The organism is Photorhabdus noenieputensis (assembly GCF_018448935.1).
Lineage (GTDB): Bacteria > Pseudomonadota > Gammaproteobacteria > Enterobacterales > Enterobacteriaceae > Photorhabdus > Photorhabdus noenieputensis.
This window is the reverse complement of sequence record NZ_RCWC01000031.1, coordinates 30,510-42,406: the sequence shown is the minus strand read 5'-3', so window position 1 is coordinate 42,406 and position 11,897 is coordinate 30,510. Positions and strand designations below refer to the sequence as shown.

Genomic DNA, 11,897 nt, shown 5'->3' with positions numbered 1-11,897 from the left:
GTTGCTTTTAAAGGCAACCCGCATTATTAAAGAACGGTGGAACTCACCGAAAATACTGAATTTTCATCGTTGATTAGATATTGCCCCGCAATGTACTGCTGGGCAACAGATAAAAATATATAAAACTATGGGGTTCTTGATGCGGTATCGTTTTCATCCTCACTGACGATAAACCACGGAGTGTACAGTTTTTCTCGCAAATATTTCTTAGCAGTGATGACCTTGTATTCCCGTCCCAGTGGATCATAAAGGTGGGTATCAGCAAACAGGTCATCTCGTGCGCTATCATCACTAACGTAGCGCCAGTCATTTAGAAAATAGGGCTGATAAGTACGTACCGGTTGGCCTTTGTCGTCATATTCTGTGCGCCCGGAAACCGCCCATCGAGTGTCTGTAGCGGCACTGACCAGAACGCCATTTGCATCCACAACCAGCCCACCATCCTCTTTACGTTGCCAGGCATCACCGGGCTCATGACGGACTGAACTCTGGAGTAACCGGCCAAAACCATCACTAAAACTCACTGTCTGTTGGTGCTGCTGTTGCGGATCGTTATCATAGCGATCAGTGGTGATCCCCAGTATATGTGGCGGTAAACGGGGAATACTTGCCAATAGCGAGATAAGTTGAATCGTTAGGTGCTGATGGACTATTCCCCGTTTTCCGCTCAGCGCACACACTTTCCCATCTTCGGTAACCATATGAGCGGCACGCAGTTGCGCCCATAGCGCTTCTGCCTCTTCTGGTGACTGAGAAAGCTGAGACAAAGATAACGACGGCATCCAGCTATCAACGGCATAGACTAAACATTGGGCAATGGGGAGTGCGCCAGTTAATGCCAGCGCTTTGTCTACAGAATCCGGTGGTGTAAAGGGCTGGTTGGAATAGCCTGTGGCTTGTCCTGCTTCCGTGCCCCAGAACCGGCTGGTGGTCACTCGACCTAGTGCATCCAGAGTTACAATATGTTGATTATCATTAATATCTGTCAGTTGTACCGGAGTCAGGAAACGATAATCGTAACGGGCTTGCGTCGTTAATCCAGCGGCATCCTGAGTCTGTATTATTACACAATGATGGGTATCCCAGGTCAGTGTGGTTTTCCCTGTCAGCAACGAGTTACGCTGAGCCTGAGGCCGCCAGAACTGCGTGGCATTACCGTAATCGGTATAGCCTTGCCGTGCTACCCATACCGGGCTTTCTGATCCAGTATTAAACAACCGCGCGACTTGCTGATAACCGGCCTGTATCAGTGTGGTATTCAACTCCTGTTCTTCAATCACGCCCTCATACGCCTGTAATGAGGTATCGTCCATCATGGCGGTTTCTTGAAACGCGACCAGAGCCTGTAATGTGGGCTTTTCCAGTGTGACTTCCGATTGACCGGCGGTGTAAAACGTCTGTTGTTGCCCCAGATAAACGGCCGCTTTTTCATCTGCTAGCAGGCCGTCTGCTTTCAGCAAGGCTTCGAGAGAGATCCCGTCGGCCGGAATTTTGCTCCGGTCATAAGTATAAACGTCACGGCGTTGCGCATTCGGTAAACCTAATCGCCAGTTTTCCTCGTCAGTCAGGTGATGCCAGCTATTTTTTTGTCTCATCAGACGTAATAGTTGTTGCTGGTCATCATAGCTACTGTCAAACAGTGTTTCCGGCAGGGTAGGCGGATAGGGATTTACTGCCGGTTTTTCGCGGCGCGGCCAGGCAATATCGACACTTTGCAGTGATTGACCAAAGACATCATGCTGCAACCGGATACTCTGGCTGAACTGCGGATCAGTGATGATACGTTCATAGTGGTAGCTGCGATTTTCAATAGCAGTCACCCAGGCAGATAATTCGGTTTCTTTATCTACGGGAATAGAGCGTACCTGATAGCGCGATTCACTGACGGTATAAGGCACCGTTTGCTTATCCGTTCCGTCCAGACCGTAGAGCTCAGTGCGTAGCAGTTGGCCTTTAAGTGCCCGCGTCAGCCAGTTACGTTGTGTCTCATTGGGAGTGAATGCTTGGTCTGTCTGGTTGGCGTTATCCCAGACGGTATAACGGGTTTCAAATCCGCTATAAGCTTGAGTGTCTGCCTGCCAATATTCCGTGGCTAATTGGCTATCTACCTGATCCATCCCGGTGGCAAACCAGCTAATACTCAGTGACGGTGCCGCCTGTTCGGGGGCGGTGCCGTGAGAAAACGTTGTGGTATCTGTCTGTTTGATACAACCAAATCCTCTGAATTCCCGTTCTTTACCATCCCAGACGCCGTGGCTGTAGCTGACTTCACTGGTGAGCCGGTTGCCGCTGATTTCATCCTGAATTTCGGTATACCATAGCAAATGCATCGGAAATGGCAGGTAACAAACCGGGGATTTGCCTGTTTTGGTGAGTTGTAATTTCTCATCCAACCAGAATTGCGCGGAACTACGATAATGCAGAGTGTGATGTGCGCCCCGATTATTGTTCATCACATTCAATAACCAGGGTTTAGTCAGTGACAGATCACAACGCCAGTGATGTGGCGCGATATGTGGCACAGTCAGAATCAGGCTGGCTATCCCTAATCCCTGAATATCGGCGACTTGAAGTTGGCAAGTGTTGTCAAATTGTACGCCTTCTGGCAATGCTAATGTCAGTGGAGCATCAAACTGATTACCACTTTGGTTGAGATAAATGAGTAAAGAGCCGGATTGTGCATAGATAAGATCGGTGGTGCCGGAACCATCAATATCCGCCAGAAACAGCCGTTCGGGATTGAAGCTATTTTCGGGCTGGCTAAATCCTGACAGAGTTAGTGGTTGACCAAAACGGCCATGTCCCAGATTAGGCCAACAGGTGACGCGATTAGCCTTGATTTCCACCAGATGTTGTTGCCCGGAGCCGAGCATGTCACTGAAAGCTACCAGTTTGCGGGCATCGGTTCCAGTGACGGGTAGAGTGATACCTGTGGATTGGGGGATATCTTGCCCTTTACGCCAGCCGTTTCGCTGGTTGGCATATAGACGCACGCTTTTCGGCCCGATCAACACTAAATCGGATAAGCCTGCCCCGGTAAGGTCAGCGAACTGGATGTTTGGATGAAAATATTCCACTGGCAAGGCATTGATTGGCGTAAAGTGTGTCCATTTTCCATCGGGTTGCTGGCTATGGTACCCGCGAATACCGGAGGCGGTGACTACCCAATCCAGTTGGCCGTCTCCGTTGATATCCATTAGTGAGGCGTTATCCTGCAAACTGGGTAGGGTAGGCAGTGGGGCGATTTTGCCGTAAGTGACGGCATTACTGTCTCCGTCTTCCTGACGTTGCGGCGCTTTATACCACCAAGCGCCGCGATCTTGATACAGCATACCCGGCAACCCTTCTCCCCGCAGATCAACCAATTGATAACGTTGCTGCGAGTTAAAATTATCTAGTGCATCAAAACGTTGCCATGTTGGCATCTTCTCCAGATCAAATCGCTGCCAGGCTAACTCCAGTGGTGGCAGGGTGACAGGGAGGCCATCTTGTTCATGGCTTAATTGACGGATGGTAATCAACGTGGTGACGCTGGCGTTTTTGTCATATTCCAGTATCAAGCGTCCAACCAGTTCCGGCGTGTCATTGGTACTAGTTTCTCCGGCCATGAGCGCGGTACGGTGAAACATCAGCACTTGTTGACATAAGCGGCGGGTACGCACTTCAAAGCCATATTCATAGCGAGAGAAGATATCCGGGCGTACAGACCATTGCGCTGTACCGGTATCCCATGTCGGTACGGTATGAAGTGAGGTATCGCGCTCGCCGTGGTCAAAGACCAGATGAAACAGCCACTCTTCCGGTGCCGGAGGGGTATTATCCAGTACAAACAGGCTGGTTTGGGGGTTGATGTTACCGTAGTTCACCTGTACCAGATAGCGCAGTGCGGTAACATTAGGATGAGTTGTTTTTTCATTGTCGTCACAATGGGCTTCATCTTCGGCTCGGTATTGGTAGCTGACATGTTCACCGGTTGGCGTCACGGTTTCTTCCAGCAACCACTGGGCGATTTGTTGGTCATTTTGCGGATTTGCCAGACAAGCCTGCGCGGTTTTCCCTAAGATGTGCAGTTGACCGTCCGGTGACGATATCAGCCAGAAAGCGCGTCCTTCTTGACCGGAGGCAGGTTGCCAGTATTCGATTTTACTGAAATCCACGATCTGGCGGGCTTGATAGCGGGTCACGGTATAGGAAATTGGCAAGGTAACGCCCTGCAATGTCTTAACGTCTTGACGAATATCAGGTTGTCCTTGGTCATTCAGGGCGATATTCATGACTTCGCCTTGTGGGGATAAGAACGTGTCGTCATTACCGTATTGTGGAATGCCATGTTGAGTGCGTCGGCTAATGGTCATGACACCACATTGCCAGCCGATGCCGAAAGGTCCGTTACCTGCACTGTTGCTGTAAATCAGCGATAATCCAGGAGCGGTCCCTCTGCCGGTTGAAAGGGGCAATGGTAGAGATAGGGTGGCCATGCCATCAGGGCCGGCAGCATTCAGTGCTTCTCCCATGCCATTGATAGCGCCGCCACCTTTGGGAAGTGACAGCGTTGTAATCGATACTTCTGGTGAATCCTGCATAAAGTACTCCTTAATAACAGGCCCCTGATAGGGACCTGTGATCGAAAAAGAAAAGAAATTTACGCGTCTCGAATGATGTAATTCAGATGCACAATGATGTCACTCAGATTAGCAACCAACTCGTGTTGCGATCCCTCTTTACCCGCATGGAAAATATTGAGCGCCAGTGTGCCGGTTGTTGCATCTCGACCTTCAAAAGGCAGAAAACGGCTGTCGTTAAAGTCGGTGACAAATCGGCCTCCGTCATTTACACCATGTGATAAGGCGGCGATTTCCGCTCCCATTACCAGCGTGGCTTCAAGATCTTGATAGGGTCCCAGAAGTGTTGGCAGGGTAACGGCGATACGTTTGAGACGGCGTTTCTTCTCAGATCCACCGTTAGCCAGCCCAAAGACGTTAGGTACAGCGTTGGCGACTCCACCGGCAATCAGTAATCCTGTCGCAACGCCATTGGTGATCATGGCGGTGCTGCGCAGTGTCAGACCGGCGATTTCTGCCGCAGATAGACCGCCGTTAATGAGGTCGCTGTAGTGTTTCTGGCGCAATGATGCACCATCCCGGCTGGCTTGTAATGCGGTCAGGCTGTGTTGCAATCCTTTGAGATTATTTTGTTGTATATCGTGCTGTTGTTTCAGGATGGCTTGTTGTTGAGTCTGCAACAACAGCGTCATTTTTTCATTATCCTGACGTTCTAACGTCGTTTGTAAGCTGTTGCCGAACTGAGTCAACAAACTGACGGCAGAACGGGCGCGTTCTACCAATAGTGGATAGCGCCAGCCTCGGACACTACCTTGACCGCCAGCCGGACTGCTGCCTGTACCATCGCCCCCGGCTTGTTGACGTTGCAAGGTTTTCGAGTCTACCGGCGTGGCATACAGAGGCAGATTTAGTGGTTGACCATCCAGACTCAGATTGTGGCGCAGGTTGTATAGGCGTAATTCAAGTTTATCCCAGTAACTGAGCAGTACATTGTTGTACGGTGGCAGGAAATTGCCATCACCGATATCGGCGGTATCACCTGTACTCAGCCAAGCGGCAAACGTCATCACCTTCGGTGAGCTAAGCAGTGTTGGTATGGCAATGGCACTCGCTTCTTCACTTAAGGTGGGATTGGGCCAAGTATTGGTGGTATGGATATCAGGACGCGGCCCTAGTAGTTGTTGTGCCTGAATGTAGTACATTTTGGCTTCGACTAAAGTATCGCGTTCAAGTTGGCGGTAAGCACTGTCGCCGCAGGCAATCAATAGATCAAGGGCATGCAGGAATATCGCCAGCTTGTAATGTATTGGATCTGCCATTGCAATCACATCTGGATCAGTGGTGGCGAGCTGTGTGGTATCCCATGCGGTATCCAGTTCCAATGGCATCACATTCCAATAACGTGGTTTACTGCCATCCATAATGAGCTCGCCATTAGCATCGCGGCGTGCTTCTTTATCACCGCCAATATTCTCTACCAAACTATCTTTAAGCACAGATACGTCGGATTGTACGTTAAGTTTAGCCAGCCCTTTAATAACCGGCTCCTGACGTAATTGCCAGGCTCGGTAGAGGGATTTCAGATTTTCTGCACGTTGCCGCGCCTGACGATGGACTGTATAAGCTTCTTTAACGGGTAGGGTGGGAACGGGCTGAACGAAAGCAGCCCGGCTGATTGATGCGATGTCAAAAACGTTTTGATAACCAGCGTCAAGCAGGGGCTGTTCGGATATACCTGATAAAAATGATATTTTATTTTGCATAACAGTCACCATTACATGGCTTAGAATTAGAACATCTTGGAAGGTTAGTTTCGAAAATCGAGCTAGCTTTCTTGGTGTAACAATTCATAAACACGCCTTTTATTTCTGTTTGTTTATTGCTGGTTCAATTGAGGTGATACAGAGATAAACAAAACGACCAGTATGAGAAACTTCATCTAAGGTGCTGATAGCAAAAGTGTTATAAAAATGAAAAATAATTTATGATAATAGGCTAGCGCATCATTTATCTTAGGCAATTAGAATCATTTTCACTATTTAGTAAGAGTTGTTAATTGATGGAGGCATGACTTTATAGCGTGGAAGCTTATTATGTTAAGCTCAATTTTTATTAATGTAGGAATAAAAAATTAATTTAATCATAGTGGAAAAGAAACCCCGTAATAGTTTCAGCTTGAAAGTAATCAGGCTTGCATCTATCGGGGCATTTTAGATTTTTAACAAAATCCGCAGTAACCCCTTGTATCTTGAAAATTGATTACAATGTTGACATGATTAGATTTGGCACAGTGTGTGCAGCCTGATAAACCCCGGGGGATTAAAGCCCGCGAGTAAAGCCCAAAAAGTGGCTCTGGTTGCCTGTATGCGCAAACTTCTGACCATCCTGAATGCCATGATCAGAAAGAACGAAGAATAGATGAGTCATACCATCAGATTGTGTCATAAATTGTTGCTCAAGACAGTTGCTTATTAAATGTCAGATAAAAACCAGCACTTTGTCAATACGCTGTGGGCCATTTGATCTGCCCACAGGAAATATTAACTATTCAATAGCTTAAGCTAACCGCCAATTTTGTGCGGATTGCTGTAGTGTCCAAAGATCGTGGTAAAGCCCTCGATTTGCCAATAATTGCTGATGTTGTCCTTGCTCAGCAATTTCACCATTATTCATCACCACAATTTTGTCCGCATATTCAATGGATGACAATTTATGTGCAATAACCAACACCGTTTTATTAGTTATCAATGACTGCATCGCTAATTGAATATCTCTTTCATTTTCTGGATCGAGCGAAGCCGTTGCTTCATCCAAAATAACCAGAGGCGCATTTTTTAGTAATGCTCTTGCTATAGAAAGCCGTTGCAACTCTCCGCCAGAAAGGCGTATTCCATCTGCACCGATTTTCGTATTCAATCCATCAGGCAATTTATTCAATAAACTATCCAACCTTGCTAGACAGCAGACACGCAATAATTCTTCATCACAGGCATCAGAGTTGGCAATTCGGAGGTTATTACCAATCGTGTCATTGAGCATATAATTATTCTGGAATACCACACTGATATATTGTTGCCAATATTCCATCTCCATAGAGGCAATATCAATTTTTTGGTCCCCACTACCTACCCAAATACTTCCTGCTGAAAGTTGCCAAAAACGGGCTATTAGTGCAGCCAGCGTTGATTTCCCTGAACCGGATGCCCCAACCAAAGCAGTCACTTTATTCGCTTCAATAGTTAGATTTATTCCTCGAAAAATTTCTGGTTTATCAGGATACGCAAAATACACATTATCTAATTCAATCGTCATATTATTGAGCTGCGGTCGGGTATTTCCCTGCGATAATTCAGGCAATTCAAATACTTTTTTAACCCGTTCTGTTGCCAAGCTAAAATAATTCAACTCCGCCAGAAACATTGACATATTCAATAATGGCCGGAAAAAACGCACCGCTGCAATAAGAAATACCAGTACCTCCGCTAGTGACAGAGTATGCCCCAACCATCCCCAAGTCAGCGCGATCAACAACACGATAAATCCGCATTCCACCAGCAAATTAAAACTGTATATCGGCCAGACGCCAGCTTTTTCGGCAGTCAGCGATTGTTGATAAGTTGTCGTAAGTACATTATTCAAACGGCCAAAAGCCTGACCAAGCATCCGATAAGATTTCAACACTTTCAAGCCATCAATATACTCCATCAAAGCATCATTAAGTTTGAACAGTAATTGCTGCATCCTATTTTGCCAGCGACGCGCATATTGCCGCATCAGTAAATAAGCACATACCGCCAGAGGTAAAGTTGAAAGCATAGCCAGCGCCATACGCCAATCTTTCAATAATAATCCGATAGAAAAGAAACAAAGTACGGAAGCCGTTGCGATCATTGGCGCATACAAGTGCGTGAAAATATGTTCGATCATATCGATATCTTTCAGCAATGTATTATTAACGCTACTCATATCCGTCCGCTGAAAAAAACCCATCGGCATACGGCGCAAATGTTCTCCCAGGTTTTTACGTAACGTACGCCCTGCATCGAAACCAATCAGTGAAATATTGAAATAAAGTGTACGAGCCAGTAATACTCGAACCAACATCAAAGCTGCACAACCTCCGACTAATTTAAACTGATACACCATATCGGGCATATCAGAAAGCATATCGAGAATGATGTAGTAAAGAAATGCGTAAGGCGCTGATGCCAGTAAAGCATCTAATATGGAGAGGGCCACCATACCTGAAAGCCCTTTCAGTGGTTTTCCAACCAAGTGGGAAAGATTAAACGCCTTAAACATGCGAAACCTCCTGATTACGCATAGCCACATGCCAGCTTTTTGCCGCCTGATGAGCATCCCACATATTCTGATAAAGTTGGCACTCCTGCAAAAGTTGCTGATGCGTTCCTTCCGCCACTTTACCTCCATTATCCATCACAATGATTTTATTGACATTGACCAGTGTATTTAGCCGATGAGCAATGACCAATACCGTGCGCCCTTTCATCAAATGGGACAATGCCTGCTGGATTCTCACTTCATTTTTCGCATCCGCATAGGCAGTCGCTTCATCCAAAATTAAAACTGGAGAATCTTTTGCTATCGCTCTAGCAATAGAGATCCGCTGAGCCTGCCCACCACTGAGCGACCCCTGCTGAACCACTGTTTGATATCCTTGCGGTAATTCACGAACAAATTCATCAACGCAAGCCGCTTTAGCGGCTGCAATAATCTGCGATTCCGAAATATCCTGATTCCCCATCCTGATATTATTCATAATGGTGTCTTCGAAGATAAATACATCCTGAAAAACGAAACTAACCAATGACATTAGTTGATCCAAAGGCATCGCGGTAATATCGCTTCCACCAATCGAAATACAACCTTGCTGATACTCATATAACCGTGGAATAAGTTGAGCCGCGGTTGTTTTCCCTGCCCCTGAGGGGCCAACAATCGCAGTAATTTCCCCTTGCCGCGCAATAAAAGAGAGAGCATCTACCGTAGGAATAACCGCATTATTATGGCTGAATGTGACGTGCTCAAAACAGATATCACTGCCATTGATTGATTGTGGAACATGCCCTTCCCGTTGCTGAGGCTGATTAGAAAAATCACGGATATTTTCCACGCCTTTTAGCATTTCGCTGAACATGCCAGCAAATTGCAACAGGTTGTAGAATGGTTCCATCAAGCCAATTCCCAACAGCATGAAGATAAATAATATCGCTAGCTCCACATCCCCTTGAGCATATAACCAGATACCAACGGGCATAATACACAACAACCCCAAATCTAAAGCCAACTTAAACAACGCAGCAGGAGTTCGGGTATCGGCGAGCCATCCGGTAACTAATCTATGGTGTTGCTCCACTGCATTAGCATATCGCTGATGGGAATCGACTGTCATATTGAAGGCTTTGACGAGTGGCATGCTTTTAACAAAATCCACTACGCTAGTATGCAAATCTGCTACCACCTGATGATAAGTTCTAATACGCGAATCAAACCCCTTAAAAATCCAGCATTGCATGGCAATCGCTAACGGCAGCGGGATCAACGCTAATAACGCCAGCCTCCAGTCAAAGAAAAACAGCAATGTTGCCGCTGCTAACGGTGAAACAATAGCCGCCGCAATATCCGGTAAGTGGTGAGCAATGAATGTTTCTATTCTACCAATATCATCTGAGATGATTTTTTTCATTGTTGCAGAGGTATGGCGATTAGACGCACCCAACGGCAAATCACCCACTCGTGCAATTACTTTGCGGCGCAATTCAAACAGAAGCTGGAAAGCGGCTTTATGTGATAGTAAACCGGAAAATAGTTGCAATATGATCTTACCAGCCAACGCCATTGCCGCCAGGCTGACCAACCACCATACCTGCGATGCCGTCACATCAGGCTGATGCAGAAAAATATCTATCAGGCGATAGATCAGCACATAAGGCACCAATGCCAACAAAGAGTAGACAACAGCTAAGATCATGGAAATGATCACTCTTTTCCTTTGAGTCCTGATCAATTTCATCAACCAAGAAAAAGCACTATCATCTGATTTCATTGATGTACCTCAACTTGCTGAAGCTGAGCAGGCGGGCGGACAATCATAGACGGAGCCAAACGGAAACAGACTGTCACGATAATAATTGTCGTAATACTCCCGGCAACCGCCGCATAGAAAGCATTGGTGAATCCCCAGTAGTGCGCCAACGTTCCGGCAATGACCATTGCCGCACTACTACCAAGCACTTCACAACATTGCAGCAATGTAAAATTTGTTCCTGGCTGAATAACATCCTGTTTGCTGTCGCCTTCGCTCCAGCACATGAAGCAAGAAAAGAAAGAGACGCAACTCAGATTGAAAAAGAAGCCCTCTAAGACAAAAAAGATAAAGACCATTGTGGGATCTGTTGACGATACAGTCAGTGAAATCGCCAGTCCTAGCCAACATAACGCACTGGCAATCAGCCCGCTTAATGCCAAAGCCGGGCTGGAAAACCAGCGATGAAGAAAACCCGCAACTAGCGCTCCTGTGATATAACTGATAATTAAAACACTGCCGGAAATCAGAGCAATAAATTCCAGATTAACGCCCATATCCACAAGGAGAGGTGATATCAATGCAGCCCCAAGCGTACTGGCGAACTTGAACAGCAATGCCATCAGAATGACTGGCAAGCTTCCCTGACGGCGGAATATTTTCCATATGGAAGCACTGCCGGGATTAACAGGAAGTTGCTGATCGATATTGAATTTATCCTTATTAAGCATAAATGGGATATGGCAGACTATCTGAACTAGTAAAAAAAACAGCACCATATTACGCCAACCCACAGAACTGAAAACATAAAGGCTAAGAATACCCCCTGCCAGCATGCCCAAACTAAACCCGGCAACCTGACCGACATTCACTTTGACATGACGGCTGCCGGCAAAAGTGCGCACTGCCAGAGCATCAACAGCAACATCCTGGCTGGCATAAAGCAGATTAATTAATGTGAGTATGATCAGCAAACCAATGACATCAGTTTGGGGACTGAAAAACCATAGAGAAGCGACAGCAAGCAATGAAAGTATTTTAAGTAGCTGAATCCAAGCTAATCCAGAAGAAAGTTTGCTAAACCCCCACGGTTTATGGTTTTCAATGAAAGAAGCCCAGATAAATTTGAATGCCCAGGGTAACATGCATAAACCAATAAGACCGATAAACTGCATATCAGCCCCTTGTTGCCGTAAGATCCCTGGCAAGGCAAAAATTGCCAACCCCAGAGGAGCGCCTTGCGCACAATAAAGACCGAATAAACCAACAAGGTTATGATTATATTTCAT

5 protein-coding genes and 1 pseudogene are annotated in these 11,897 nt (G+C 46.5%); 1 reads left to right on the top strand and 5 read right to left on the bottom strand.

All coding sequences use genetic code 11. The annotated features are described in order from the left end of the window. Positions 1-125 precede the first annotated feature (125 nt). Both tcaC and EAE91_RS18010 read right to left on the bottom strand, forming a co-directional pair. Positions 126-4,583, bottom strand: coding sequence for an insecticidal toxin complex protein TcaC (gene tcaC, locus EAE91_RS18015; protein ID WP_214089677.1), 4,458 nt, complete (start codon positions 4,581-4,583; stop codon positions 126-128). A gap of 59 nt (positions 4,584-4,642) precedes the next feature. Then, positions 4,643-6,337: a Tc toxin subunit A-related protein gene (locus EAE91_RS18010; RefSeq protein ID WP_214089676.1), complete on the bottom strand. Its 1,695-nt coding sequence runs from the start codon at positions 6,335-6,337 to the stop codon at positions 4,643-4,645. 544 nt (positions 6,338-6,881) lie between these two features. Between EAE91_RS18010 and EAE91_RS24350 the strand changes: the two are divergent. Next, positions 6,882-7,009: pseudogene (locus tag EAE91_RS24350) on the top strand (IS110 family transposase); the annotation flags it as partial. Between the two features lie 109 nt (positions 7,010-7,118). Here EAE91_RS24350 and EAE91_RS18005 read toward each other — a convergent pair. The 3 genes from EAE91_RS18005 to EAE91_RS17995 are packed head-to-tail and all read right to left on the bottom strand — an operon-like array spanning position 7,119 to position 11,897. Continuing rightward, complete coding sequence (locus tag EAE91_RS18005; RefSeq protein ID WP_244868918.1) at positions 7,119-8,864, bottom strand: ABC transporter ATP-binding protein; 1,746 nt, start codon at positions 8,862-8,864, stop codon at positions 7,119-7,121. Beyond that, the gene (locus EAE91_RS18000) at positions 8,857-10,629 is read right to left on the bottom strand and encodes an ABC transporter ATP-binding protein (RefSeq protein WP_214089675.1); all 1,773 of its coding nucleotides are present in this window, start codon (positions 10,627-10,629) and stop codon (positions 8,857-8,859) included. The genes EAE91_RS18005 and EAE91_RS18000 overlap by 8 nt, the downstream gene beginning before the upstream one ends. Next, a complete protein-coding gene (locus EAE91_RS17995) occupies positions 10,626-11,897 on the bottom strand; it encodes an MFS transporter (RefSeq protein WP_214089674.1) in 1,272 nt (423 codons plus the stop codon). Before EAE91_RS17995 ends, EAE91_RS18000 begins: the two co-directional genes overlap by 4 nt.